25 protein-coding genes are annotated in these 26,265 nt (G+C 72.3%); 14 read left to right on the top strand and 11 right to left on the bottom strand.

Annotated features, from left to right (window positions below):
• Positions 1-11 precede the first annotated feature (11 nt).
• The 5 genes from folK to ACZ592_RS08705 all read right to left on the bottom strand — a co-directional run bounded on the left by folK (position 12) and on the right by ACZ592_RS08705 (position 4,565).
• Positions 12-623 (bottom strand): 2-amino-4-hydroxy-6-hydroxymethyldihydropteridine diphosphokinase, encoded by a 612-nt coding sequence (gene folK / locus ACZ592_RS08725; protein WP_471580805.1) that lies wholly within the window; start codon positions 621-623, stop codon positions 12-14.
• Complete coding sequence (gene folB, locus ACZ592_RS08720; RefSeq protein ID WP_150217102.1) at positions 620-979, bottom strand: dihydroneopterin aldolase; 360 nt, start codon at positions 977-979, stop codon at positions 620-622. Before folB ends, folK begins: the two co-directional genes overlap by 4 nt.
• A gap of 224 nt (positions 980-1,203) precedes the next feature.
• Positions 1,204-1,845 (bottom strand): nuclear transport factor 2 family protein, encoded by a 642-nt coding sequence (locus tag ACZ592_RS08715; RefSeq protein WP_471580804.1) that lies wholly within the window; start codon positions 1,843-1,845, stop codon positions 1,204-1,206.
• Positions 1,842-2,714: a dihydropteroate synthase gene (folP, locus tag ACZ592_RS08710; protein WP_471580803.1), complete on the bottom strand. Its 873-nt coding sequence runs from the start codon at positions 2,712-2,714 to the stop codon at positions 1,842-1,844. The genes ACZ592_RS08715 and folP overlap by 4 nt, the downstream gene beginning before the upstream one ends.
• Before the next feature lie 30 nt (positions 2,715-2,744).
• Positions 2,745-4,565: a phosphatidylglycerol lysyltransferase domain-containing protein gene (locus ACZ592_RS08705; RefSeq protein WP_471580802.1), complete on the bottom strand. Its 1,821-nt coding sequence runs from the start codon at positions 4,563-4,565 to the stop codon at positions 2,745-2,747.
• A 251-nt stretch (positions 4,566-4,816) separates the two neighbouring features.
• On the opposite strand from ACZ592_RS08705, the gene ACZ592_RS08700 reads away from it, so the two are divergent.
• Positions 4,817-5,935, top strand: a complete 1,119-nt coding sequence (locus tag ACZ592_RS08700; RefSeq protein ID WP_471580801.1) for an alpha/beta hydrolase — start codon at positions 4,817-4,819, stop codon at positions 5,933-5,935.
• Between the two features lie 95 nt (positions 5,936-6,030).
• Here ACZ592_RS08700 and ACZ592_RS08695 read toward each other — a convergent pair whose 3' ends face one another.
• Complete coding sequence (locus tag ACZ592_RS08695) at positions 6,031-7,188, bottom strand: ABC transporter ATP-binding protein (protein WP_471580800.1); 1,158 nt, start codon at positions 7,186-7,188, stop codon at positions 6,031-6,033.
• A gap of 158 nt (positions 7,189-7,346) precedes the next feature.
• Here ACZ592_RS08695 and ACZ592_RS08690 point away from each other — a divergent pair, with 158 nt between their 5' ends.
• From ACZ592_RS08690 to ACZ592_RS08675, 4 genes are all read left to right on the top strand, one after another.
• Entirely contained in the window at positions 7,347-8,075 is a 729-nt protein-coding gene (locus ACZ592_RS08690) for an ABC transporter permease (RefSeq protein ID WP_471580799.1), read from the top strand.
• Positions 8,072-8,740, top strand: a complete 669-nt coding sequence (locus tag ACZ592_RS08685; protein WP_471580798.1) for an ABC transporter permease — start codon at positions 8,072-8,074, stop codon at positions 8,738-8,740. Before ACZ592_RS08690 ends, ACZ592_RS08685 begins: the two co-directional genes overlap by 4 nt.
• Before the next feature lie 50 nt (positions 8,741-8,790).
• Complete coding sequence (locus tag ACZ592_RS08680) at positions 8,791-9,765, top strand: ABC transporter substrate-binding protein (protein WP_471580797.1); 975 nt, start codon at positions 8,791-8,793, stop codon at positions 9,763-9,765.
• Between the two features lie 262 nt (positions 9,766-10,027).
• Positions 10,028-11,092, top strand: a complete 1,065-nt coding sequence (locus ACZ592_RS08675; protein WP_471580796.1) for a hypothetical protein — start codon at positions 10,028-10,030, stop codon at positions 11,090-11,092.
• Between the two features lie 366 nt (positions 11,093-11,458).
• On the opposite strand, the gene ACZ592_RS08670 is transcribed toward ACZ592_RS08675, so the two are convergent.
• Entirely contained in the window at positions 11,459-12,844 is a 1,386-nt protein-coding gene (locus ACZ592_RS08670; protein ID WP_471580795.1) for a PH domain-containing protein, read from the bottom strand.
• A complete protein-coding gene (locus ACZ592_RS08665; RefSeq protein ID WP_471580794.1) occupies positions 12,841-13,350 on the bottom strand; it encodes a PH domain-containing protein in 510 nt (169 codons plus the stop codon). Before ACZ592_RS08665 ends, ACZ592_RS08670 begins: the two co-directional genes overlap by 4 nt.
• 85 nt (positions 13,351-13,435) lie before the next feature.
• Here ACZ592_RS08665 and ACZ592_RS08660 point away from each other — a divergent pair, with 85 nt between their 5' ends.
• Positions 13,436-14,599 (top strand): NADH-quinone oxidoreductase subunit D, encoded by a 1,164-nt coding sequence (locus tag ACZ592_RS08660; RefSeq protein ID WP_471580793.1) that lies wholly within the window; start codon positions 13,436-13,438, stop codon positions 14,597-14,599.
• Here the strand turns inward: ACZ592_RS08660 and ACZ592_RS08655 are convergent.
• Complete coding sequence (locus ACZ592_RS08655; RefSeq protein WP_471580792.1) at positions 14,564-15,595, bottom strand: SAM-dependent methyltransferase; 1,032 nt, start codon at positions 15,593-15,595, stop codon at positions 14,564-14,566. The genes ACZ592_RS08660 and ACZ592_RS08655 overlap by 36 nt on opposite strands.
• 106 nt (positions 15,596-15,701) lie before the next feature.
• On the opposite strand from ACZ592_RS08655, the gene ACZ592_RS08650 reads away from it, so the two are divergent.
• Positions 15,702-16,904, top strand: a complete 1,203-nt coding sequence (locus ACZ592_RS08650; RefSeq protein ID WP_471580791.1) for a sensor histidine kinase — start codon at positions 15,702-15,704, stop codon at positions 16,902-16,904.
• A gap of 52 nt (positions 16,905-16,956) precedes the next feature.
• The gene (locus ACZ592_RS08645; protein WP_471580790.1) at positions 16,957-17,628 is read left to right on the top strand and encodes a response regulator transcription factor; all 672 of its coding nucleotides are present in this window, start codon (positions 16,957-16,959) and stop codon (positions 17,626-17,628) included.
• A gap of 48 nt (positions 17,629-17,676) precedes the next feature.
• Here ACZ592_RS08645 and ACZ592_RS08640 read toward each other — a convergent pair whose 3' ends face one another.
• A complete protein-coding gene (locus ACZ592_RS08640) occupies positions 17,677-18,783 on the bottom strand; it encodes a DUF5937 family protein (protein ID WP_471580789.1) in 1,107 nt (368 codons plus the stop codon).
• Positions 18,784-19,098: 315 nt separating this feature from the next.
• On the opposite strand from ACZ592_RS08640, the gene ACZ592_RS08635 reads away from it, so the two are divergent.
• On the top strand, positions 19,099-19,344 hold the full coding sequence (locus ACZ592_RS08635) for a hypothetical protein (RefSeq protein ID WP_471580788.1): 246 nt from the start codon (positions 19,099-19,101) through the stop codon (positions 19,342-19,344).
• On the opposite strand, the gene ACZ592_RS08630 is transcribed toward ACZ592_RS08635, so the two are convergent.
• Complete coding sequence (locus ACZ592_RS08630; RefSeq protein ID WP_471580787.1) at positions 19,301-20,530, bottom strand: threonine aldolase family protein; 1,230 nt, start codon at positions 20,528-20,530, stop codon at positions 19,301-19,303. The genes ACZ592_RS08635 and ACZ592_RS08630 overlap by 44 nt on opposite strands.
• A gap of 92 nt (positions 20,531-20,622) precedes the next feature.
• Here ACZ592_RS08630 and ACZ592_RS08625 point away from each other — a divergent pair, with 92 nt between their 5' ends.
• Genes ACZ592_RS08625 through ACZ592_RS08605 form a run of 5 tightly spaced genes read left to right on the top strand, consistent with a single transcriptional unit; the run spans position 20,623 to position 26,200 of the window.
• Positions 20,623-21,624 (top strand): Rossmann-like and DUF2520 domain-containing protein, encoded by a 1,002-nt coding sequence (locus ACZ592_RS08625; RefSeq protein WP_471580786.1) that lies wholly within the window; start codon positions 20,623-20,625, stop codon positions 21,622-21,624.
• Positions 21,621-22,625 carry a pantoate--beta-alanine ligase gene (panC, locus tag ACZ592_RS08620; protein ID WP_471580785.1) on the top strand — a complete coding sequence of 335 codons (1,005 nt, stop codon included), beginning with the start codon at positions 21,621-21,623 and terminating at the stop codon, positions 22,623-22,625. Before ACZ592_RS08625 ends, panC begins: the two co-directional genes overlap by 4 nt.
• 55 nt (positions 22,626-22,680) lie before the next feature.
• Positions 22,681-24,396, top strand: coding sequence for an L-aspartate oxidase (locus ACZ592_RS08615; RefSeq protein WP_471580784.1), 1,716 nt, complete (start codon positions 22,681-22,683; stop codon positions 24,394-24,396).
• A 2-nt stretch (positions 24,397-24,398) separates the two neighbouring features.
• A complete protein-coding gene (gene nadC, locus ACZ592_RS08610) occupies positions 24,399-25,394 on the top strand; it encodes a carboxylating nicotinate-nucleotide diphosphorylase (RefSeq protein ID WP_471580783.1) in 996 nt (331 codons plus the stop codon).
• The gene (locus ACZ592_RS08605) at positions 25,394-26,200 is read left to right on the top strand and encodes a type III pantothenate kinase (protein ID WP_361178270.1); all 807 of its coding nucleotides are present in this window, start codon (positions 25,394-25,396) and stop codon (positions 26,198-26,200) included. The genes nadC and ACZ592_RS08605 overlap by 1 nt, the downstream gene beginning before the upstream one ends.
• Positions 26,201-26,265 lie beyond the last annotated feature (65 nt).

The raw sequence follows: 26,265 nt of genomic DNA, 5'->3' as shown, positions 1-26,265 counted from the left end.
ACTCTTAACGACTACTCGGGCAGTCGGAGTTCCAGGTCGACGCGGGGCGCGACGCCCTCGCGGGTGACCGTGCCGAGCAGCTCCGCCACCGGACCGCGGCCGGCCAACTGGGCCTCGGGCTCCACGTCGTGCCAAGGGGCGAGGACGAAGGCACGCTCGTGCGCGCGCGGGTGGGGCAGCGTGAGCTCCGGGTCGTCGGAGACCACGTCGGCGTACGCCACGATGTCCACGTCGATGGTGCGCGGGCCCCAGTGCTCGTCGCGGACGCGGTGGAAGGCCTCCTCGACGGCCTGCGCGCGCTCCAGGAGCGAGGCGGGCGGCAGGGTCGTCTTCACCACGACGACCGCGTTGAAGTACGAGGGCTGGCTGCCGGGGTCGACGCCCCACGGCTCGGTCTCGTAGACGGGGGAGACCGCCTTGACCCGCAGGCCCGGGGTGTCCTCCAAGGCGTCGATGGCGCCCTGGAGCGTCTCCAGACGGTTGCCCAGGTTGCTGCCGAGGGAGATCACGGCACGCTTGGGGTTGGACAGGGTCGTGTCCGCGGCATCCACCTGTGCGACCACGGAGGTGGGCACCGGCTGGACGGTGGGGTCGCTCTGACCCGCTTTGAAGGGCGCAGTCATACTCGGCTCCGGGTAATGGTGACGGTCACGTCGTCGAACGGGACGGTGATCGGGGCGTCCGGCTTGTGCACGCACACCTCGACCTCCAGGACCCCGTCGTGCTTCAGGCAGGCCTGGGCGATGCGCTCGGAGAGCGTCTCGATGAGGTCGACGGGCTCGCCCTCGACGACCGCCACGACCTCCTCGGCCACGACCCCGTAGTGCACGGTCTTCGCCAGGTCGTCGTCGGCCGCGGCCGCTCGCGTGTCCAGACCAAGCACCAGGTCCACGATGAAGGTCTGGCCCTCTTCGCGCTCCCGCGGATAGACACCGTGGTGCCCGCGGGCCTTGAGGCCGCGCAGCGCGACACGATCCACGCGAATCACTCCTGCAATCGTCGGTATCGGCAGGCCTGCACCGAGTGCGGTCGGCACACCAGCCTCGGTCGAATCTACCTGCGAGCACCGACAGTGCTCGCCCGCGGGGCCCGCTGACCGCCTTGGCACAGGCCGGTCGAGCCGCGTTCCCGCAGCGGCTCCTGGCTGGTAGCCGCCCATACCCGGCGGCCTGTGATCCCAACCACTCCTTGGCCCCTACCCACTCAGGAGGGTGTCTCCTCGCCCTCTTCATCATCAGTTTCGGCAAGCACGGGTGACGCGTGGTGCGACCACAGTTTCCAGCCGTCGGGTGTGCGGCGGAACACGTTCGTGGCGACCACGAGCTGACCCACGAGCGGGCCGAGTTCGCCGCCGCCCTCCGGCGGCGGGCCCCCGCTGAGGATGTTCTCGGTGCACGTCACCAGGGCGGTGTCCCCGACCACGCCGACCTTCAGATCGGTGAGGAAGAACTGGATGTACTCCGTGTTCGCCATGATCAGCGCGTACGACCTGAGGACCTCGCCGCGGCCCCGCAGGACCGGCCAGCCGGGGTGGACGCAGGAGATCGCGTCCCCGGCGGCCTTCTCGCTGCCTCCGGCGATGCCCGAGGAGCCGACGGGACCCTCCGGGCCGTCGTCGGTGTCCTCTGTGCGGTGGGCGCCGGCCGGGGCCTCTGTGTCTTCCGTGTCTTCCGCGTTTTCCGTGTCTTCCGGGACCTCTGTGTCTTCTGTGTCCTCGTAAGGGGCCGCGTCCTCGGAGTCCAGCCACAGGTCGGAGACCTCGTCGAAGTCGCCGCGTTCCAGCGCTTCGTAGAAGGCGGTGTTGGCGAGCTCGACCTGCTCGACGTCGGTCTTGGCGGCGGTCACAGGTCGCCGCCGGCCGCGCCTGTCACGGCCTGGGCGACACGGACCGCGTCCGCCGTCGCCCGCACCTCGTGCACGCGGACCGCCCAGGCGCCCTGGTGGGCGGCGATGGCGGAGACCGCGGCGGTGGCCGCGTCGCGCTCGCGGGCGGGCGGCGGAGCGCCCTCGGGGCCCGCGAGGACCCGGCCGAGGAAACGCTTGCGGGAGGCGGCGACCAGGATCGGGTGGCCGAGCTCGCGCAGCCGGTCCAGGCGGGCCAGGAGCGCCAGGTCGTGCTCGGCCGCCTTGGAGAAGCCGAGGCCCGGGTCGATCACGATGCGCTCGGGGGCGATGCCGCCCTCGATGGCGGCCGCCACGCGTGCGTGCAGTTCGTCGACGACCTCGCCGACCACGTCCGCGTAGACCGGCTCGGCGTGCAGGTCGGTGAGGAAGCCACGCCAGTGCATGACCACGAAGGGGGCGTCCGCGGCGGCGACCGCCGGGACCATGCGCGGGTCGGCGAGACCGCCGCTGACGTCGTTGACGAGGACGGCGCCCGCGGCGAGGGCCTGCTCGGCGACGGTGGCCCGCATGGTGTCCACGGAGACCGTGACGCCCTCGGCGGCCAGGCCCCGCACCACGGGGACGACGCGCTTGAGTTCCTCGTCCTCGTCCACGCGGGAGGCGCCGGGGCGGGTGGACTCGCCGCCGACGTCGACGAGATCGGCGCCCTGGGCGACCAGATCGATGCCGCGCTTGACCGCGGCCGTCGTGTCGAACCAGCGCCCGCCGTCGGAGAAGGAGTCCGGCGTCACGTTCACCACGCCCATGACCGCACAGCGGCCCCACTCCGGCAGCCCCTGGACCGATCCCCGCCCGCGCAACGTACTCATACCTCCAGCCTAGGCCCGGACGGGGGACCGCTACGCCGCCTGCATCTCCCGTTCCGTGCTCCGGTGCGGGCAGGGGCGGCGCTGTGCGGTGCCCCTGCGCAGGAACCGGGGGAGCGCGAGGGTCACGAAGCCCTCGGCCTGCATGGCCGCGAAGCCGATGCGGGGGAGGTCCTTGCTGGAGCGGTAGACGACGAAGCGGGGCTCCCAGCGGGGGCGGAACTTCGCGTTGAACTTGTACAGGGACTCGATCTGGAACCAGCGCGACAGGAAGACCAGCAGCCCCCGCCAGGCGCGCAGGACGGGGCCCGCGCCGATCTTCTCGCCGCGGGCGAGGGCCGCGCGGAACATCGCGAAGTTGAGCGACACGCGCGCGATGCCGAGCTTCGGGGCGGCTTGCAGGGCGGCCACGATGAGCAGCTCGTTCATGCCGGGGTCGGCCGCGCGGTCGCGGCGCATGAGGTCCAGGGAGACGCCGTCCTTGCCCCACGGGACGAAGTGGAGGACCGCCTTCAGGTCGCCGTAGGGGCCCGGTTCCTCGTCCGCCTTGTGGGCGGTGGCGATCAGGCAGTCGCCGTCGTCCGGGTCGCCGATGCGGCCGAGTGCCATGGAGAAGCCGCGCTCGGTGTCGGTGCCGCGCCAGTCGTCGGCGGCGCGCTGGATCTTGGCGAGTTCCTGTTCGCCCAGGTCACGGATGCGCCGTACGCGCGTCTCGTAGCCATTGCGCTCGATCCGCTTGACCATCTGGCGTACGTTGCGCATCGCACGCCCGGACAGGGAGAAATCCGCGACGTCCACCACCGCCTCGTCGCCCAGTTCGAGGGCGTCCAGGCCGGTCTCGCGGGTCCAGACCTCGCCGCCCGTCTCGGAGCAGCCCATGACGGCGGGTGTCCAGGAGTGGGCCTTGGCCTCGTCCATGAAGCGCTCGATCGCGCCCGGCCAGGCCTCGACGTCGCCGATCGGGTCGCCGCTGGCGAGCATCACTCCGGAGACGACGCGGTAGGTGACGGCGGCCTTGCCGCTGGGGGAGAAGACGGCGCCCTTGTCGCGGCGGAGCGCGAAGTGGCCGAGGGAGTCGCGGCCACCGTGCTTGGCGAGCAGCGCGCGCAGCTTGGTCTCGTCGTCCTCGGTGAGGCGCGCGGCCGGGTGCTCGGGGCGGAAGGCCAGGTAGATGGTGGTGAGGGCGGTGAGCATGCCGAGGGCGCCGAGGGAGAAACCGACCGTCCAGGACGTGCGTCCGTAATAGTCGACGGGCCCTTCCATGCCGAAGAGGCCGTACAGGACGTGCTCCAGGCGGTCCGTGATGCTCGGGTCGCCGATGACCCTGCCCGGGTGGACGCTGACGATCACCAGGCCCAGGATGATCGAACCGGCTCCCAGGAGGACGAAGTTGGCCAGCGCCCGCCACCGGCTGCGCGGATCGGGCAGCGCGGTGAACTCACTCCGATGGCGCAACAGGAGCGCGAGGAGCGCCAGCGAGATGACGACGCCGATGATCGAGTGCCGGTACGCGAACTGCGCGACGGCACCCGCGGGCAGCAGCACCACGGCGGCCCGCCAGGCCCGCCGCTTGTGGCGGCGCAGGCCGTGCGCGAGCAGGAGCAGCAGGATGCCCGAGCTGAGCGCGAGGGCGGCGGCGAAGGGCCCTAGCGCGCCGGGCAGGACCTCGGCGATGGCGTGCATGCGGCTGTGCCGGAAGCGGGGGAAGACGCCTGCCGCGACGTTCAGCAGACCGACGACGGCGCAGGCTCTGGCGACGAGGGTCGGCACGGCCTCCGGGCGCGGGCCGCGCAGCATCCGGTGGAGCCGGCTGTCGCGGTGGCGCACCTCACTGTCCGGAACCCCGCCCGACATTTCCCCATCTATCCTGACAGACATCGCATCCCGTAGTTCTGCGAGAGACCTTGATTCCGGTGCCAAAACGGCATCCGGCAACATTGCGCCCTCTAGGACGGTCCTTCTGGGAAACGGGTTCATTCCCGACCGGAAACCGATGGAAAAGCTCTGGCAAGGCCCCCGGCACGCGCCGGCCGGGCACGGGCCCGGGTCCGGTCACGCCGCGGCAGGTGCCCGGCACAGGTAGAAAGTGCAGGCAGGAACACCCCATGGGTCTCACGAGCAACAAGGTCCTCGCCCTTGCGGTCTTGCTGGCCGTACTGCTCTTCGTCGGCACGATCTGGCTCTGGCCGCGGCTCGCCCGCCGCAGCTGGAAGGCGATCACCGGCCGCGTCGGGCTGCTCATCGCCACCCAGGTCGCGATCTTCGCCTCGGTGGGCCTGGCGACCAACCAGGCCTTCGGCTTCTACGCCACCTGGGCCGACCTCTTCGGCCAGGAGACCGCCCCCGGAGTGGTGGTCGACCACGACCCGGCCAAAGGAGAAGGGCCCGTCAAGGTCGTCGACACCCAGACCGTGAACGTGCCGGGCGGCGGCCGGCCCGCCATCGGCGGCCAGATCCAGAAGATCGAGGTCGGCGGCCGGCAGTCGGACATCGCCAGCCCCGCCTACGTCTACCTGCCGCCCGAGTACTTCCAGCCGCAGTACAAGAACCGGAAGTTCCCCGCGGCCGTGGTGCTCACCGGCTACCCGGGCACCGCGGAGGCGCTCATCAAGGGGCTGCACTACCCGCAGACCGCCCACAAGCAGGCCGCCGCGGGCAAGATGCAGCCGATGATCCTGATCATGATGCGGCCGACCGTGGCGCCGCCGCGCGACACGGAGTGCGTGGACATCCCCGGCGGCCCGCAGACCGAGACGTTCTTCGCCAAGGACCTGCCCGGGGCGATAGCGGACCACTACAGGGTCGGCGTCAAGGCGCAGAACTGGGGCGTCATCGGTGACTCCACGGGTGGTTACTGCGCCCTGAAGCTCGCCATCCACCACCCCGGCACCTACGGCGCCGCCGCGGGCCTGTCCGCGTACTACAAGGCGCCCATCGACGTCACCACCGGAGACCTCTTCCACGGCGACAAGGAGCTGGAGCGGCACTCCGACCTGATGTGGTCCCTCGACCACATGCCGCCGCCCAAGACGTCCCTCCTGGTGAGCAGCAGCAAGAAGGGCGAGGACAACTACCAGGACACCCTGAAGTTCATCGACAAGGTGAAGGCGCCCACGCGCGTCTCGTCGATCACGCTCAACAGCGGTGGGCACAACTTCAACACCTGGCGCAGGGAGATCCCGGCGACGCTCCAGTGGATGAGCGGTCGGCTGAGCGACGACTGACGTCTGCCGTTCGGGCGACGTCTGCCGTTCGGTCGACGCCAGCCGTTCGAGCGGCGGCCCGCGTCGGCCGGCCGGGAGCGGTGGCGGCCGGCCGGTCAGTCCGAGGCGATGGCCGTCACCGTCTCCAACTCGACCTCCGCGCGCGCGATGTCACGCGCCTCAGCCGCCGTCGAGCGGCGCAGCGCCTCGTGCAGCCGGGCCGGGGTGAGCACGCCGAGGAAACGGCCCTCGCTGTCCTTGTCGATGACCGCGATCCAGCCCGCGTCGTGCTGCAGCATCGTCGCGAACGCCTGCTTCAGGCTCGCGCCCACCGGGAGCCACGCCTCCATGCGGCGGGCGTGCTCGCGGACCGTGCCGCCGCCCGCGCGCGCGTGCTCCGCGGAGAGCCAGCCGTGCAGGTTGTTCTCGCCGTCCAGGACCACGGCCCAGCGGGCGTCGAGCTCCCTGGGCAGCGGGTCGTCGAGGTGGACCACGGGGGGCTGCTCCAGGTCGCCCTCCTCGATCGGCGTCACGGAGAGCCGCTTCAGGCCGCGGTCCGCGCCGACGAAGTCGGCCACGTAGTCGGTCGCGGGCGCGCCGAGGACCGTCGAGGGCGTGTCGAACTGCTCGATGCGGCCCTGTCCGTAGACGGCGATGCGGTCGCCCAGGCGCACCGCCTCCTCGATGTCGTGCGTGACGAAGAGCACGGTCTTGCGCACGGACTGCTGGAGACGGAGGAACTCGTTCTGCAGGTGCTCGCGGACGACGGGGTCCACCGCGCCGAAGGGCTCGTCCATCAGGAGCACCGGTGGGTCGGCCGCCAGGGCACGGGCCACGCCGACGCGTTGGCGCTGGCCGCCGGAGAGCTGCTCGGGGTAGCGGTCGCCGAAGACGGCGGGGTCGAGGCCGACGAGGTCGAGCAGTTCGGCGGCGCGCTCGCGGGCCTTTCCACGCTTGACGCCCAGGAGATGCGGGACGGTCGCCGTGTTGTCGAGCACCGTTTTGTGCGGGAAGAGACCGACCTGCTGGATCACATAGCCGATACGGCGCCGGAGTTGGACGGGATCGATTCCGGATATGTCTTCGCCGTCGACGAATATCCGGCCTTCGCTCGGCTCGATGAGCCGGTTCACCATTTTCATGGTCGTCGTCTTGCCGCAGCCGGACGGGCCGACGAGCGTGACCAGTTCCCCCTCGGCGACCTCGAGGGACAGATCGTCGACGGCCGTGGTGCCGTCCGCGTAGCGCTTGGTGACGTGCTCGAACCGGATCATGGTTCCCCATTGTGGAGGGCAGTGGCGGGCTTTGCGTAAAGGCCATGTTGCGGCAGTACAACGAGTCTCTGCGATTGTCAGTGCCTCGCGTTAGGGTCGCCAGACACGGGGGGACGTGTGTACGGCATACGTCCGGGGATTCGGGGGAGGTGGGGCGCGTGGCCGAGCAGAACTGTCTGGTGACGAACGACTGGATCTGCGGGGAATATCTCCGCTCCCGCAGCCAGGAGTTGATCGACGCGACCCTTCAGCACGTGGGGATCACGCTCGTCTCGGTGGCGATCGGAGTCGCGGTGTCCCTGCCGCTCGCGCTGCTCGCGCGGCGCTGGCGCTTCCTCTCCGGCCCCATCCTCGGCGTGACGACCGTGCTCTACTCGGTCCCCTCGCTGGCGATGTTCTCGCTGCTCCTGCCCTTCTTCGGGCTCTCCGTCTCGCTGGTCGTCACCGGCCTCGTGCTGTACTCCCTGACGGTCCTCGTGCGGAACATCCTGGCCGGCCTCCAAGCCGTCCCGGAGGAGGCACGCGACGCCGCCAAGGGCATGGGGTACGGCCCGGTGCGGCTGCTGTGGGAGGTGGAGCTGCCGCTCGCGCTGCCCGCGCTGCTGGCCGGCGTCCGCATCACCACGGTCTCCACGGTCGCCCTGACGACCGTCGGCGCCATCGTCGACTACGGCGGCCTCGGCACGCTCATCCTCGACGGCCTCGACACGACCTTCAAGGCACAGGTGCTCACGGCATCGGTGCTCTGCGTACTGCTCGCCGTCCTCGCCGACCTGCTGCTGCTCGCGCTCCAGCGCTGGCTGACGCCCTGGACGAGAGCCCATCGAACACGGACGGACCGGGCGTCGCGCAAGGCGGCCGTGGCCAAGGTGGCTGAGCCTGCATGAACGCGATCACGGGTGCGTACGAGTGGTTGACCACCGGCGACAACTGGCAGGGCGAGAAGGGGGTGTGGCACCGCCTCACCGAGCACCTGTACTTCAGCGGGGTCTGCCTCGCCGTCGCCTGTGTCATCGCGCTCCCCCTCGCGCTGTACCTCGGCCACATCGGCAAGGGCGGCGCCCTCGCGGTCAACATCTCCAACGTCGGCCGCGCGGTCCCCACGCTGGCCCTGCTGATCCTGCTCACGCTCACCCCGCTCGGTGAGCACGGCGACGCCCCGACGCTGATCGCGCTGGTGCTCTTCGCCGTGCCGCCGCTGCTGACCAACGCCTACCTGGGGATGCGCGAGGTGGACCGGTCGGTGGTGGAGGCCGCGCGCGGGATGGGGATGAGCGGCGGCCAGCTGTTCGCGCGGGTCGAGCTGCCGCTCGCGTACCCGCTGATCATGACCGGCGTCCGGTCCGCGGGCGTGCAGGTCGTCGCGACGGCCACGCTCGCCGCGATGGCGGGCGAGGGCGGTCTCGGCCGGATCATCACGGCCGGCTTCAACCTGCAGAACACCCCGCAAGTGGTCGCGGGCGCCGTCCTGGTGGCGCTGCTCGCACTGCTCGTCGAGGGGGTCCTGGTGGCCGCGGGGCGGCTCTTCGACCCGATGCGGCACAGGCCCTAGGGCCGCAGAGCAGTTCTGAATTCCTTCCTTTCGAAATGGTGGTTCACCGAATGAACAGCACAACGCGTCGCGCGCGACGGATGGCAGGGGCGGCCGCGGCCGTCGTGGCGCTGACCGCGGGTCTCGCCGGGTGCGGCGGCGGGGACAGCCTGGAGGACGACGGCAAGGGGTCGGACAAGGCGGGCGGTGACAAGAAGGGCTCGCTCGTGGTGGGCTCCGCGCGGTTCACCGAGCAGAAGGTGCTCGCCGAGCTCTATGTGGGTGTCCTGGCGGACGCCGGTTATGACGCGCAGGTCAAGACCGTGCAGAACCGTGAGATCTACAAGCCCGAACTCAAGAAGGGCTCGATCGACGTCGCGCCCGAATACGCGGCGACGCTCGCGGAATTCCTCAACCTCGAGAAGAACGGCCCGAAGGCGAAGACCGTCGCCTCCAGCGATCTGGACGCCACGGTGGGCGCGCTGGAGAAGCTCGCCGAGCCGCAGGGCCTGAAGGTGCTGCCGGCCGGTGAGGCGGTCGACCAGAACGCGTTCGCGGTCTCCAAGGAATACGCGGAGAAGCACAAGCTCAAGACACTCTCGGATCTCGGCAAGTCGGGTGAGAAGGTCAAGATCGCGGCGGGTGACGAATGCGAGTCCCGCCCGTTCTGCGCGCCGGGTCTGAAGAAGAAGTACGGCATCGACGTCACCGGAATCGACCCCAAGGGCGTCGGCACCACGCAGTCCAAGCAGGCCGTGAAGAACGGCACGGACCAGCTGGTGCTGACCACGACGACCGACGCGACGCTGAAGAACTACGACCTCGTGATCCTCGAGGACGACAAGAAGCTGCAGAACGCGGACAACATCCTCCCCGTGGTGAACGCGGAGGAGGCCGGCGGCAAGGAGATAGCCGGCGCGCTCGCGAAGCTGACCAAGACGCTCACGACGGATGACCTCATCGAACTCAACCGGAAGGTCGACGAGGAGCGCCAGAAGGAAGCGGATGTCGCGCAGGAGTATCTGAAGGCGAAGGGCCTGATCTGAAGTTGATCAAGAAAGCGTTCGGGAAGTTCCGTGATCGAAGCGGAAGTTGAGCGCTGAAGCAAAGCGGAGGAGGGGTGGGGAGTTGTGGCGGGAAACGGTCGTGAAACCTGCTTTTTGGCGGGCGGGGCACCAGACTTCGCCTACGCGCGGTAAGTTTCTGGCCATGCCACGTGGACGCCACCGCCATTCCCCACCCCTGCACAGGCTGCTTCCTCCCTCGACGGTCGCAGGCGTATCGATTCTCAGCGCCGGCGGCGCCTGGATGTTCGCGGAACCGATCGTGCTCCGCGGGCTCGTCGCGGCCGCGGCCGCCGCTGCCGTCGTCGGCTCGGTCGTCATGCGCCGCTGGGACCAGTCGGCCGGCAAGCGCGTCGCCGAGCTCGGCCGGGCCCGCGCGAGCGACGAGTGGCGCTACGAGGAACGCCTTGCCGAGGCCGAGTCGGACCTCGACGAGTCCCGCGAGCTGCGCGCCAGGCTGGAGACGAAGCTGCGCGCCAAGCGCTCCGAGCTGGCCGCGCTGCGCAACGAACACGCCGCGCTCCTGCGGAGGTACGCGACGGCCGAGACGGAGCGGGCCAGCGCCCTCGAAGGACGTCGGCTGCTCGCCATAGAGGCGGCCTCCCCGGCCCCCGCGCTGCCGGCGGCCGGATCGGGTGCGGGGGCGGGTTCGGGCGCCGCGGACCTGGTGCCTGCGGTGCGGGCGGGGGCGCCTGTGCCGGCGCCCGCGGCGCGGACGGAGGGCCCGGTGCCCGCGGCGCGGACGGAGGGGAGTGCCGCCGTTCGTGCGGAGAGCTCCGGGGCTCGTACGAAGAGTGCTTCGGCCTCCGCGGCGCCTCGGGAGAATGCGGTCCGGCCCGGCGCCGGTCCCACTCCCTCGCTGTTCCTGCGGGCCAACGCGGCGCTCGATCGCATGACCCCCGGAGCGGCCCCCCGGACACCGGCGGAAGCGGCGCCCGGGAACGGGACGAAAGCGGAGGACGAGTCGCGGGGGAAGCCCGGGGCGGCCGATGGATACGGCGGGCACGAGCGCGCGGTCGCCGTCGCGCCGCCCGCACAGGCGCGACGTCAGGTTCCCCAGGGCGGCTTCGACTTCTTCGGCACGAAGAACGTGGCGCCCGAGGCGCTGGAGTCCGTGCAGAACGAGGACCTCGCCGACGTCGTGGGCGAGGAGGCTCTCGCAGTCCACAAGGCGGAGGCCGAGGGCGAGTTCAAGGACGCGCCCGAGGGGGACGCGGCGCGGGGTGCCGGTCAGGTCATCGACCTCACCGCTCATGATGAGACGGAGCAGATTGATGTGGCGGGGTTGAGGACTGCTCTCCGAGCGTGAGCGCTCCGCTGGGTTCGGCGGTTTTCTGGGTGCCGGGCCTGGGGCCCGGCACCCCCCTGGGTCTCGCTTCCTGTGGTCTTTCGGGTGCGGGGCCGTTGTTTTTTTGCGCCGTTCCCCGCGCCCCTGGGGATCGCTCCCGATCGGTTGTCGGGTGGGTGCGGGCTCGTTGGGGGATTTTGCGCCGTTCCCTGCGCCCCTTGGGGGGTGGGCCTCGCGCTGTTGGGTGCGCGTTTTTTGTGGCTTGGCGCGCAGTTCCCCGCGCCCCTTGAGCGCAGCCTGTGCCGCCCGTGTCCCTTGAGGGGGCTGCTGCGGCCCGTGCCGTTCCGTGGTCCCTGGGGTGACCCGTGGTGGAGCCATGGCTGGGGGTCAGGACATCCAGCGGTCTGGGCGGGCCTGCTTGCGGCCTGTGCGGGAGCGGTCCGCTTGGGCGTGGAGCAGGGATGCCGCCTCCGCGGTCGGGCGCAGGCGGGCCGTCACCGTTTTGTTGGCGCCCGTGTCCAGGCGTACGTCGGCCACGCCCTTGTAGCGCTCCCACGGGCCCTGCGAGAGGCGCACGCTCTGCACCTTGGCGTGCGGGACGAGGGAGAGGCGGCGGCGGACCAGGCCGTGGCGGGCCGCGAAGACCTCGGGGCTGATCGCCAGGCCGTACCCCTTCCACCAGAGCGGCACGCACCACGCCGCGCGCGCGGGCGGCCGTACGAGCTCCGCCGCGTCCGGCACGCGCACGCCCGGCAGGACCCGTCCGATCACCGCCTCGGCGTGCTCGCGCGGGGCGACCGGCACCAGGACGCCGTTGGCCGACCCCGCCACGTCCAGCTCGACCCGCACCCAGCCGCGCCGCCGCCACAGCAGCGGCTGCACCACGTGCACGGTCTGCACGCGCCCCGGCGGCACGGTCTCGTGGACCTTGTCGAGCAGGCCGTGGTCGATGCGGATGCCGTCCGGGGACTCGCCCACCGTCCAGTCGTACTCCTTGATGAAGCGTCCGCCGCTGCTCGCGAACGCGCCGCCCAGCATGGGCAGGGCGGTCGCGAGGACCGTCCACACGTTGTGCGTGGCGACCCAGAGGAACGCGGGCACCACGGTCGCGGCCAGGAGCATCGCCCAGGGTGCGCCCGTCAGGAGCAGGGAGAAGGCGAGCACGCGGGGCTCGACGTGCAGCAGGTTCCGCACGGGCGCCTCGCCGACCTCGCGGGCCTCCTCGGGGGCGAAACCGGCCGCCCGCGCGAGGAGTTCGGCCCGCAGCTCCGCCGCGTCCCGCTCGCCGAGGTAGGCCAGCTCGTCCTTCTTCTCCGCGCCGACGACGTCCAGCTTGAGCTTGGCGACCCCGGCGATGCGGGCCAGCAGCGGCCGCGTCACGTCGACGGCCTGGAGCCGGTCGAGCCGGATGTGGGCGGTGCGCCGGAAGAACAGTCCGGTACGGATGCGCAGCTCGGTGTCGGTGACAGAGAAGTGGGTGAACCACCAGCTCAGAAAGCCGTAGAGGGCACCGCCGACGATCACCGCGATGCTGCCGAGGAGGAGCGTGGTGGCGGTCAGTTCGGAGAGGCGCTGCTGGGTGCCGTTCGGATCGTGGACCGCCCAGCCCACCAGGATCGCGAAGGGCGCCCACGCGCGGCGCAGCGGCGTGACGGGGTGCAGCCGCCGCTCGGGCACGGCACCCGCCGCACCCGCCGCACCCGCCGCACCCGCCGCACCCGCCGGGTCCGTCGCGCCCGCGACCGCGTCGTCCGCCTTCCGTACGTCGCTCACAGCCCCGCCGATCGGGCCTCGCCGAGCTCGGTCAGGCGGTCGCGCAGCCGCTCGGCCTCCTCGGGGAGCAGCCCGGGGATGCGCGCGTCGGTGGCCGCCGCCGCGGTGTGCAGCTGGACGCTCGCCAGCCCGAAGCGCCGCTCCACGGGACCCGACGTCACCTCGACGAGCTGCATCCGGCCGTACGGCACGACGGTCTCCTCGCGCCAGAGCACGCCCCGGCTGATGAGCAGGTCGTCGGCCCGCTCCGCGTACCGCCACGAGCGCCAGTTGCGCCCGAGCATCGGCCAGCCCCAGGCCACGACGGCGAGCGGCAGCAGCGCGAAGGCGGTCCACACGGGCCCTGCCAGCAGGCCGAGCAGCACGCCGACGCCGGCCGCGAGCGGCACGAGCCAGCCCACCAGCAGGAGCCGCCGCATCTTCAGGAGCCCCCGCGGCAGCCCGGTCCACACCGGCTCGCCCTGCTCCTGCGCCGGTCCTGCGGGCCCCGCCGTCCCCGTTTCCATGCCCCAAGCCTACGTACGCCCTGTGACAGCCGCGTGAGAACGAAGGGGCGGCCACGGAGCGCGGCGCGTGCGAGAGACTGTGGCCATGAGTCCCACGACGGAGACCACCACGGAGACCACGCTCGGCATCGGCGGAGCGGCCGAGAGCACCGACATGGTGCTCAACATCGGCCCCCAGCACCCCTCCACGCACGGTGTGCTCCGCCTCCGCCTGGTCCTGGACGGCGAGCGCATCCAGCACGCGGAGCCGGTCATCGGCTACATGCACCGCGGTGCGGAGAAGCTCTTCGAAGCCCGGGACTACCGGCAGATCGTGATGCTGGCCAACCGGCACGACTGGCTGTCGGCGTTCTCGAACGAACTGGGCGTCGTACTGGGCGTGGAGCGGATGCTCGGCATGGAGGTGCCCGAGCGCGCCGTCTGGATGCGCACGCTGCTCGCCGAGCTGAACCGTGTCCTCAACCACCTGATGTTCCTCGGGTCGTACCCGCTCGAACTGGGCGGAATCACCCCGGTGTTCCACGCGTTCCGCGAGCGCGAGGAGCTCCAGAACGTGATGGAGGAGATCTCCGGCGGCCGCATGCACTACATGTTCAACCGCGTCGGCGGCCTCAAGGAGGACCTGCCCGCCGGATGGACCACCCGCGCGCGTGCGGCGGTCGCGTCGGTGCGTTCCCGCATGGACGTGTACGACCGGCTCGTGCTCGGCAACGAGATCTTCCGTGGCCGCACGCGCGGTGTCGGTGTCCTCTCGGCCGATGCGGTGCACGCCTACGGAGTGAGCGGTCCGATCGCCCGCGCCTCCGGGGTCGACTTCGACCTGCGCCGTGACGAGCCCTACCTCGCGTACGCCGAACTGCGGGACACCCTGAAGGTCGTCACGCGCGAGGAGGGCGACTGCCTGGCCCGCTTCGAGTGCCTCCTGGAGCAGGCCCACAACGCCCTCGACCTCGCGGACGCCTGCCTGGACCGGCTCGCCGAGCTCCCGCCGGGCCCCATCAACCAGCGGCTCCCGAAGGTCCTCAAGGCCCCCGAGGGCCACACGTACGCGTGGACCGAGAACCCCCTCGGCATCAACGGCTACTACCTCGTCAGCAAGGGCGAGAAGACCCCGTACCGCCTGAAGCTGCGCTCGGCCTCGTACAACAACATCCAGGCGCTGGCCGAACTGCTTCCGGGGCAGCTCGTCGCGGACATGGTGGCGATCCTCGGGTCACTGTTCTTCGTGGTCGGCGACATCGACAAGTAGGGACCCCACGCGGACGCCGACGGGCTGCAGCAGCCAGCCGAAGTCGCCGAGGCCGCCGGGCGCGGTGAGCTCCGCGGCCTCTCCCGCGCGGGAGAGGGCGTGCACGTACGCCGCCGGGTCGCTGGAGGCGAGGGCGAGCGGCGGGCGGCCACCGCGCACGCCGAGCGCGCCGAGCGCCGCCCGCTGGGTGAGGTGCCGGGCCCCCTCCAGCGCGCAGGCGTCCAGCGCCACATGGGCCGTGATGTCGCAGTCCCCGTCGGGCACGGGCGCCGTCTCACGGCCCGCCCTGAAGCCCGTCAGCGTTCCGAAGGGCGGGCGGGCCTCCCGCGTGTGGGCGTAGTCGACAGCGACCGCCAGGCCCCGGGTCAGGGTCGCCACGGCCGCCGCCCACGCCTCGTCCCGGGGGCGCCCGATCTCTGCGCGCAGACCCGGCTCGGGATCCAGCGGCCACCAGCGCGCCAGCCAGTCGGCGTCCCGGCCTTCGACGGGACCGCCCGGCGACTCGGTGCCGTCGTCGCGCACGAGCACCCGGTGCGGCGTCCCGTCGGCGGCCACCTCGGCGACGTCCACCGGGACGTTGTCGAGCCATTCGTTGGCGAAGAGCAGGCCCGTGACGCCGGCCGGCGGCGCGGTCCGCCACGCGATGCGCGTGTCGAGGCCCGCAGGGCGCTCCGCGCGTTCCACCGCGTACGCACGCACGCGTGCCGCCGTCTTCGCGGGGAGCGCGGCCAGGACGCCCGCGGTCAGTTCGCCGCGGCCCGCGCCCATGTCCACGAAGGCCACCTCGTCCGGGTGACCGAGCTCCTCGTCCAGGCGGCACAGGAGCCGCGCCACGGCGCCCGCGTAGAGGGGCGAGGCGTGCACGGAGGTGCGGAAGTGGGCGGCGGGTCCTTCGGGACGGCGGTAGAAGCCCTGGGGGCCGTACAGGGCCGTCTCCGTGGCCTCGCGCCAGCCGCGCGGAGCGCCCGGCCGCGCCCCTTCGTCGTCGTTCTTCACAGCCCGCAGGGTAAGCGGGCCTCCACCTTGGGGAGTACATGTGCTCGACAGGGATCGGACCTTCGGTTGACCCAAGGGTGCCGCGGGGCTGCCTACGCTGGGTTACGTGCAGCGCCTCTACGACTTCCTCCGCAGACACCCGACATGGGTCGACGGCTTCTGGGCCTTCGTCCTCCTCGGGATCTCCGGGATCGGTCTGGTGGCCATGGCCGAGGGAAACGGCCGCGACCCGCGCGTCGCCTCGATCCCGGTCGCCGTGGGCCTCTCCCTCGTGGTGGCGCTGCGCCGGCGCTGGCCCGAGAAGATGCTGGTGCTCGCCGCGGTCATCGGTGCCCTGCAGCTCGTCCTCGACGTGGAGACGATGCCGTCGAACTTCGCGATGCTGGTGATCATCTACACCGCGGCGGCCGTCGGGGAGCAGTGGGCCTCACGGTTCGCGCTGGTGGGCGGCCTGTGTGCGGCCCCGCTCTCGATGATGCGCTGGCCCTCGGAGAACACCAGCGTCGTCGGCAACGTGCTCTTCACGATCTTCCAGATCGTCCCCTTCGCCCTCGCCTGGGTGCTCGGCGACTCCATCCGCACCCGGCGCGCCTACCTCGCCCAGCTGGAGGAGCGCGCCGACCGCCTGGAGAGGGAGCGCGAGGCCCAGTCGAAGGTCGCGGTGGCGGCCGAGCGGGCCCGGATCGCCCGCGAGCTGCACGACGTCGTCGCGCACAACGTCTCGGTGATGGTGGTCCAGGCCGACGGCGCCGCGTACGTCATGGACACCGCCCCCGACCAGGCCAGGAAGGCACTGGAGACCATCTCGGGCACCGGCCGCCAGGCGCTGGCGGAGATGCGCAGGCTGCTCGGCGTGCTGCGCACCGGCGAGCCGGAGGAGAGCGGCGAGTACGTCCCGCAGCCCGACGTCGAACAGCTCGACGAGCTCATCGAGCAGGTGCGCACGGCCGGCCTGCCCGTCGACTACAAGGTCGAGGGCACCCCGCGTCCGCTGCCCAGCGGCGTGGAGCTCACCGCGTACCGCATCGTGCAGGAGGCGCTCACCAACACCCGCAAGCACGGCGGGGAGAACGCCGGGGCGAGCGTGCGTCTCGTCTACTTCGACGACGGCCTCGGGCTGCTCGTCGAGGACGACGGCAAGGGCGCCCCGCACGAGCTGTACGAGGACGGCGGGGCCGACGGCAGCGGGCACGGACTGATCGGCATGCGCGAGCGCGTCGGCATGGTCGGCGGCACGCTGGACGCGGGGCCGCGCCCCGGGGGCGGCTTCCGGATCAGCGCGCTGCTGCCGCTCAAGCCCGCACACTGACACCTGCCACACTGCGACACCGGCCACCGAACTTCCCCGAAGGGACTCCTTGATGTCGATCCGCGTGATGCTCGTCGACGACCAGGTACTGCTGCGCACCGGGTTCCGGATGGTGCTCGCCGCGCAGCCGGACATGGACGTCGTCGCGGAGGCGGGTGACGGCGTCGAGGCCCTGGAGGTGCTGCGCACCTCGGAGGTCGACGTGGTCCTCATGGACGTCCGGATGCCGAAGCTGGACGGGGTGGAGACGACCCGGCGCGTCTGCCAGGACGCCAACCCGCCCAAGGTGCTGATCCTCACCACCTTCGACCTCGACGAGTACGCCTTCTCGGGGCTGAAGGCGGGCGCGTCCGGCTTCATGCTCAAGGACGTGCCCCCGGCGGAGCTGCTCGCCGCGATCCGCTCGGTGCACAGCGGCGACGCGGTGGTCGCGCCGTCCACCACGCGGCGGCTCCTGGACCGCTTCGCGCCGATGCTGCCGAACACCGGCGGGAAGCCGCAGCACAAGCACCTGGAGCGGCTCACGGACCGTGAGCGCGAGGTGATGGTGCTGGTCGCCCAGGGCCTGTCGAACGGGGAGATCGCGGCGCGCCTCGTCCTCTCGGAGGCGACCGTGAAGACGCACGTCGGACGCATCCTGACCAAGCTCGACCTGCGGGACCGCGTGCAGGTCGTGGTCCTGGCCTACGAGACGGGCATCGTGCGGGCCGGGGGCGGCTCCTGAAGGGCCGGGACGGCGCGAGGTGGCTCCTGGGACGGCGCGAAGTGCCTCCTAGCGCAGTACGCCCTCGATGAAGTCGCTGCCCAGGCGGGAGACGACGCTGATGTCCAGCTGGTGCTGGACGTAGCGGCCGCGGCGGCGCGTGGTGATCAGGCCGGCCTTCTTCAGGACGGTCAGGTGCCGGGATATCTCCGGCGCCGTCATGCCGTGCGAGTCGGCCAGCTCGCTGGTCGTGTACGCGCCGCGCGCGAGGTGCCGGCACAGGCGCATCCGCACCGGGTGGGCGAGCGCGGACATGCGGCGGGTCAGCTGCTCCACGGTGGGCGGGGCGGTGAGGCCGGGGGCGCTGACGGGGTACGTGATCGAGGCCTGCCAGCCCTTGCGGTGCAGGACCCACAGGTGGGGCCAGCCGAGGCTGGTCGGGACGATCACCAGGCCCCCCGAGCCGGTGGCGGTGCGGCCCACGCTGATCTTGTCGACGGTGATGAGCTGCCCGCTCTCGTCCAGGGACACCGCCCCTGAGATGGCCTTGAGGGCCTCCGGCAGGCCCTTGCGGCGCAGCAGCTCGGTCTTGTGCCGGGCGTCCGCGGCCAGTTGGTGGCTCACCCGGGCCCACGTGTCGGCGAAGAAGGCTTCGTCGCAGTCCCGCAGGAGCGTGCGGAACCACGCGCGGACCACCGGCGGGTCGTCGAGCAGCCGCTTGGTGAAGCGCACCTGGAGCGGGCCGCGGGCGGCGGCCAGGTCCAGCGCGCGCTGCTGCACGGCGGGGTCGGACAGGAGGTTGCGGTTCGGCTCCGCGTACGTCGACTGGCAGGTGAACTCCAGGGCCGCGTCCACGAACTGCTCGTCGGTCAGCTTGTCGAGCTGGTCGAGCTCCTCGGCGAGCGTGGCCCCCGGGAGCGCGTTTCGCCCGGGGAGGCCGGCGAACGGCGTGAACACGTCCGAGAACGTCGTACGCCACAGGAAGTCGGCCTCGCACATGCGGTCCGCCAGGCACGGGTCCAGGCGTGCGGAGACGGCCGTCGCCCAGCCCTGGAGCCCCGGGTGGTGACCCGGCTCGGACAGCGCGTGCAGCGCCATGCCGAGCTCGGCGAGGGGCGAGGGCACGACGTGGATCCGCTCGGTCGGCAGCCCGGTGATGTCGATGCTCACGCTCATGACCCCATGGTGCACCGCCCCACTGACAGCGCGGCCGTCGATTGACTGCGCTCGTCAATCGACGCGACGCGGCCGGGGCGACGGGAGCAGGGTGGTGGTCATCGGGAGGCCCGGCAGCGCCGCCGTCGCCCGAAGGGACCGCCACCACGAGCGGCCCTTCTTCCCGACCGGCCGGTCACGAGGCCGGCCACCGCCCCCGCACCCGCACGTCCGACGACTTCACGCCTGACGGCTTCACGCCTGACGACCGACTCAACGGCACAACCAGCTCACCAGTGTCCGTTAAGCGGCATTTATATCGAGAGGTGATCCATCATGAGCGTCATCCAGCAGTACCTCCTCGACGCCTACCGCGCCGCGCAGCACGGCGGGCCGACGCCGCCCGCGCCCGGCGAGCACGACTGGCAGGCCGTCCGCGAGGTCCGCGAGTACGGCCGCTTCCGTGCCGTCGTGTCGGAACGACCCGCGCACGGCCGGATCCGCGCAGCCCTCGCCCGGCTCGTCCGCGGCGCCCGGGTCAGCTCGGGAGCCTCCGCACGAACTCCGCGACCGCTTCCTTGACGTCGTCGGCCGTCCACTTCAGGCCCTCGTCGGCCACCGTGACCTCGGTGGCCGAGAGGCCCGGCGGGCCGTCGGGGAACCAGCGCCCGAAGAGCAGGGTGCCGGTCTCCTCGGCCTGCGTGACACCGGCCTCGTCCAGGACGTCCGGCGCGTACGGCAGCCACACCTGGAACTGATGGGTGTGCGGGCGCCCGGGGTGCACCCGCGACCAGGGCACCCCGGCGGCCGCGAACCCCTCCCGCAGCGCGTCGGCGACCACGCGCGCGTGGGCGACGTACTCGGGCAGCCGGGGCAGCGTGTCCTTCAGGCCGAGCAGCGCGGAGACCGCGGTCGGGAACTGCTGGAACAGCAGGCCTCCGTAGCGGTGGCGCCACACCCGCGCCTCCTCGACGAGCGTGCGCGGACCGGCCAGCGCGGCACCGCTCAGCCCTCCGAGGGACTTGTAGAACGACACGTACACGGAGTCGGCGAGCCCGGCGATCTCCGCGAGACCGCGGTCGAAGTGTGACGTGCACTCCCACAGGCGGGCGCCGTCGAAGTGCACGACCGCGTCCCGTTCGCGGGCCGCCGCCACGACCTCCTCCAGCTCCGCCCAGTCCGGCAGGACGAAACCGGCGTCCCGCAGCGGCAGTTCGAGCATCAGCGCCCCGAAGGGCTCCTCGAAGCCGCGCACCTCGTCGGCCGTGGGCAGCCGCGGTTCGCTCGTCGGGTAGACCGTGCGCAACCCGCTCACCACGGAGAACGCGTCCCCTTCGTGCAGTTCGGGGTGCGCCTTGGGATGCAGCGCCACCGTCGCGTTCCCCGTACGGCCCGCCCAACAGCGCAACGCGACCTGCTGGGCCATGGTGCCGGTGGGGAAGAACGCCGCGTCCTCCTTGCCGAGCAGACGCGCGACCTCGTCCTCCAGGGTGGCGACGACGCCGTTCCCGTAGATATCGGTCGGGTCGTCAGGCCCGACGACCTCGACGGCCGAGGCCGCCAGGGCCGAAAGGCGCTCGGTGAGTGGGGTCAGCAAAGGGGAACGGTGCAGGGTCCTGGCCGCTGCCGAGGCCGCCGCGCGACGACGGGCCGCCCGGGCCTCGGCGGTGTCCGCATCCCGCGCTCCCGCGGTGTCCGCATCCCGTACTTCGTAGGTGTCCGCATCCCGCGGTGGGGACTGCTCTTGCGCTGCGTCATTGGAGGGCATCCTCCGAGCATGGCCCGCCCGCCGCCACCGGTCACATCAATAACCACAGCCTGTGGACAGCGGAAGACGCGGCGCCAACCGATCGCGTTAGCATGACGAGAAATCGTCCGGTACCCCGAGCGGACTGGAACGGAAGGCGCCGCCGCGTGAACGCATCGCATCAGCCAGACCCGCGGGACCGCCCCGCGAGACTCACCGTGGGAGTCGTGGGAGCGGGCCGTGTCGGCCCCGCGCTCGCCGCGGCCCTGCAGCTCGCCGGGCACCGCCCGGTGGCCGCGTCCGGCGTCTCCGACAGCTCCGTACGACGCGCCGCCGCCCTGCTGCCCGACGTCCCGCTCGTGCCGCCCGCCGAGGTCCTCGACCGCGCCGACCTGGTGCTCCTGACCGTCCCCGACGACGCCCTGCCCGGCCTCGTCGAGGGCCTCGCGGAGACCGGCGCCGTGCGCCCGGGCCAACTGCTCGTGCACACCTCCGGGCGGTACGGCACCAAGGTCCTCGAACCCGCCCTGCGGGCCGGCGCCCTGCCGCTCGCGCTGCACCCCGCCATGACGTTCACCGGCACCGCCGTCGACGTCCAGCGCCTGGCAGGCTGCTCCTTCGGCGTGACCGCCCCCGAGGAGCTGCGACTCGCCGCCGAGGCCCTGGTCATCGAGATGGGCGGCGAGCCCGAATGGATCGAGGAGGAGAACCGCCCGCTCTACCACGCGGCCCTCGCCCTGGGCGCGAACCACCTGGTCACCCTGGTCGCCGAGTCCATGGAGCTGCTGCGCGACGCGGGCGTGGCGGCCCCGGACCGGATGCTCGGCCCGCTGCTCGGCGCCGCCCTGGACAACGCGCTGCGCTCGGGCGACGCGGCCCTCACGGGCCCGGTCGCGCGCGGCGACGCGGGCACCGTCGCCGCCCACGTCGCCGAGTTGCGCAAGCACGCCCCGCAGACCGTCGCGGGCTACCTCGCGATGGCCCGCGCCACCGCCGACCGCGCCCTCGCCCACGGCCTGCTCAAGCCCGAGCTCGCCGAGGACCTCCTCGGCGTGCTCGCCAACGGCGGGAGCGGTACGGGCGGCACGGGCGGAGCCCAGGGGGAGAGCCGATGACCGCCGCCCTGCTGCACACCGCCGCATCGCTGCGCACGCGCGCGCGTGCGGGCCGCCGGGCCGTCGTCATGACCATGGGCGCCCTGCACGACGGGCACGCCTCGCTGATCCGCGCCGCCCGCCGCACCGCGGGACCCGAGGGCGAAGTCGTCGTGACGGTCTTCGTGAACCCCCTGCAGTTCGGCGCGGGCGAGGACCTGGACCGCTACCCCCGCACCCTCGACGCCGACATCAAGATCGCCGACCAGGCGGGCGCCGACGTCGTGTTCGCCCCCGACGCGGACGAGGTCTACCCGGGCGGCGAGCCCCAGGTCCGTATCGGCGCGGGCCCCATGGGCACCGTCCTCGAAGGCGCGACGCGCCCCGGCCACTTCGACGGCATGCTCACCGTCGTCGCCAAGCTGCTGCACCTCACGAGCCCCGACGTGGCGCTGTTCGGCCAGAAGGACGCCCAGCAGCTCGCCCTGATCCGCCGCATGGTGCGCGACCTCGACTTCCCCGTGGAGATCGTCGGCGTCCCCACCGTCCGCGAGGACGACGGCCTGGCCCTCTCCAGCCGCAACCGCTACCTCTCCCCCCACGAGCGGCGCACCGCCCTCGCCCTCTCCCAGGCCCTCTTCGCGGGCCGCGACCGGCATGCCGCGCAGGAGGCCCTGCGCGCGCGTGCCGTCAGCGCCCCCGCCACCCGCGCGCGTGCCGTCGCCCTGAGCGAGCTCGGCGAGTCCCGCGCGGCCGCCGACGCCCACGCCGTGGCGCACTCCGCCGAGCCCTCCCCGACCGGCGGCCCCGCCGCCGTCGTCGCGGCCGCCCGCCTCGTCCTCGACGACGCGGCACGCATGAGCCCCCCGCTGGAGCTGGACTACGTGGCGCTGGTGGACCCGGCCGACTTCACCCAGGTCCGCCCCGGGCACCAGGGCGATGCCGTCCTCGCCGTGGCCGCCAGGGTCGGCTCGACGCGACTGATCGACAACCTTCCGCTGACGTTCGGAGCCGCCGTATGAGCGCGCGCCGCACGCCCCCGAGCGCAGCCGTCACATGTCCGAACGGAGTCCCCGCATGAGCGCCACCGGAATACGGCTGCACGCCCCCGCCCCCGGCTGGTCCCTCGAAGCCGACCTCGTGGTCGTCGGCTCCGGCGTGGCCGGCCTCACCACGGCCCTGCGCAGCTCCGCCGCGGGCCTGAAGACGGTCGTGGTGACCAAGGCCCGCCTGGACGACGGCTCCACGCGCTGGGCCCAGGGCGGCGTCGCCGCCGCGCTCGGCGAGGGCGACACCCCCGAACAGCACCTGGACGACACACTCGTGGCGGGCGTCGGCCTGTGCGACGAGGAAGCCGTCCGCACCCTCGTCACCGAGGGCCCCGACGCGGTACGCCGCCTCATCGAGACCGGCGCCCACTTCGACACCGGACCCGAAGGCGTCATCGAGCTGACCCGCGAGGGCGGCCACCACCGCCGCCGCATCGCGCACGCGGGCGGCGACGCGACCGGCGCGGAGATCTCCCGCGCCCTCGTCGAGGCCGTCCGGGCCCAGGGCATCCCCACCGTGGAGAACGCGCTGGTCCTCGACCTCCTCACGGATGCCGAAGGCCGCACCGCCGGTGTCTCCCTGCACGTCATGGGGGAGGGCCAGCACGACGGCGTGGGCGCCGTGCACGCCCCCGCGGTGGTCCTCGCGACCGGCGGCATGGGCCAGGTCTTCTCGGCGACGACGAACCCGTCCGTCTCCACGGGCGACGGCGTCGCGCTCGCCCTGCGCGCGGGAGCCGAGGTCTCCGACCTGGAATTCGTGCAGTTCCACCCGACGGTGCTCTTCCTCGGCGCCGACGCGGAGGGCCAGCAGCCGCTGGTCTCCGAGGCGGTCAGGGGCGAGGGCGCGCACCTCGTGGACGCCGACGGCGTGCGCTTCATGGCCGGGCAGCACGAGCTGGCCGAGCTCGCGCCCCGCGACATCGTCGCCAAGGGCATCACGCGCCGCATGCAGGAGAAGGGCGCCGAGCACATGTACCTCGACGCCCGGCACTTCGGCGCCGACATGTGGGAAACCCGCTTCCCGACGATCCTCGCCGCCTGCCGCGCCCACGGCATCGACCCGGTGACCGAGCCGATCCCGGTCGCCCCGGCCGCGCACTACGCCTCCGGAGGCGTCCGCACCGACCTCCACGGCCGCACCACCGTCCCGGGCCTGTACGCGTGCGGGGAGGTCGCCTGCACCGGCGTCCACGGCGCCAACCGGCTGGCCTCGAACTCCCTGCTCGAAGGCCTGGTCTACGCCGAGCGCATCGCCGCCGACATCACGGCACGGCACGCGGAGAACACCCTCGACGCGCGCGTGCCCGCGCCCGTCACCCGGTCCGCGACGCCGACGCACCCCCTGCTGCCGCCCGAGGCCCGCTTCGCCATCCAGCGCGTCATGACCGAGGGCGCCGGAGTCCTGCGCTCCGCCGCGTCCCTGGCCGAGGCCGCCGCCCGGCTCGCCCGCATCCACGCCGAGGCGGCGGGCGCGCTCGCCGAGCACGGCAAGACGGCCGAGCCCGGCGTCGACACCTGGGAGACCACCAACCTCCTGTGCGTCGCCCGGGTCCTGGTCGCCGCCGCGCAGCGCCGCGAGGAGACCCGCGGCTGCCACTGGCGCGAGGACCACGCCGACCGCGACGACGCGGCCTGGCGGCGCCACATCGTCGTACGCCTGAATCCGGACAGGACGCTGGCGGCGCACACCACAGACACCCCCGACTTCTCTCCGACCCGTCCCAGTCCCCAGGAGCAGTGACCGTGAGCACCCCCGACGACCTCCCCCTCGCCGCCCCCACAGCCGCAGGCGGTGGCTGCGGTGACGCCTGCGGCTGCGGGGACACCGCGTTCGACCCCCTGGAGTGCGGCCTCGACCCCTCGCTCGCACTGCTCCTGACCGAGGCAGGCCTCGATCCGATGCAGATCGAGGACATCGCGCACATGGCCATCGAGGAGGACCTGGCGGGCGGCGTGGACGTCACCACGACCGCCACCATCCCCGAGGACGCCGTCGCCACCGCCGACTTCGCCGCGCGCGAGGCCGGCACCGTCGCGGGGCTGCGCGTCGCCGAAGCGGTCCTCTCCGTGGTGTGCGAGGACGAGTTCGAGGTCGAGCGGCACGTCGAGGACGGCGACCGGGTCGAGGCGGGCGAGGTTCTCCTGAGCGTCACCACCCGCACCCGCGACCTGCTCACCGCCGAGCGCAGCGCGCTGAACATCCTGTGCCGCCTCTCCGGCATCGCGAGCGCCACGCGCGCGTGGGCGGACGCTCTCGACGGCACGAAGACCAAGGTCCGCGACACCCGCAAGACGACGCCGGGCTACCGCGCCCTGGAGAAGTACGCGGTCCGCATGGGCGGCGGCGTCAACCACCGCATGTCGCTCGCCGACGCGGCCCTGGTCAAGGACAACCACGTGGTCGCGGCGGGCGGCGTCGCGCAGGCCTTCAAGGCCGTACGGGAGCAGTTCCCCGACGTGGCGATCGAGGTCGAGGTCGACACGCTCCACCAGCTGCGCGAAGTCGTCGAGGCGGGCGCCGACCTGATCCTCCTGGACAACTTCACGCCGGGCGAGACCGCGGAGGCGGTCGCCGTCGTGGCGGGCCGCGCGTTCCTCGAATCCTCCGGACGCCTCACCCTGGAGAACGCCCGCGCGTACGCCGATACGGGCGTCGACTACCTCGCGGTCGGCGCGCTGACGCACTCCTCCCCGATCCTCGACATCGGCCTCGACCTGCGGGAAGCGGTGCGCGACTGATGCTGCTGACGATCGACGTAGGAAACACCCACACCGTCCTCGGCCTCTTCGACGGTGAGGACATCGTCGAGCACTGGCGCATCTCCACCGACGCCCGCCGCACGGCCGACGAACTCGCCGTCCTGCTCAACGGCCTGATGGGCATGCACCCGCTGCTCGGCGACGAACTGGGCGACGGCATCGACGGCATCGCGATCTGCTCCACGGTCCCCTCGGTCCTGCACGAGCTGCGCGAGGTCACCCGCCGCTACTACGGCGACGTGCCCGCCGTCCTGGTCGAGCCCGGCATCAAGACCGGCGTCCCGATCCTCATGGACAACCCCAAGGAGGTCGGCGCCGACCGCATCATCAACGCGGTCGCGGCCGTCGAGCTTTATGGCGGACCCGCGATCGTCGTCGACTTCGGGACGGCCACGACCTTCGACGCGGTCTCCGCGCGCGGGGAGTACGCCGGCGGCGTCATCGCCCCCGGCATCGAGATCTCCGTCGAGGCCCTCGGCGTACGCGGCGCACAGCTGCGCAAGATCGAGCTGGCCCGCCCGCGCAGCGTCATCGGCAAGAACACCGTGGAGGCCATGCAGGCGGGCATCCTGTACGGCTTCGCGGGCCAGGTCGACGGTGTCGTGAACCGCATGGCGCGCGAGCTGGCGGGCGCGGGCGGCGACCCCGACGACGTGACGGTGATCGCCACGGGGGGCCTCGCGCCCATGGTGCTCGGCGAGGCCTCGGTCATCGACGAGCACGAACCGTGGCTGACGCTGATCGGGCTCCGCCTGGTCTACGAGCGGAACATCTCCCGCAGCTGACCGATAGCCGACGGCCGCGGGTGCGTAACCCTCCGCCTTCTGCGAGAGTCTGCGCAGGGACGGGG

This window comes from Streptomyces sp. NPDC040622 (assembly GCF_055593965.1).
Note: the sequence above shows the minus strand (reverse complement) of the source record. Positions and strands in the feature narration are given on the sequence as shown.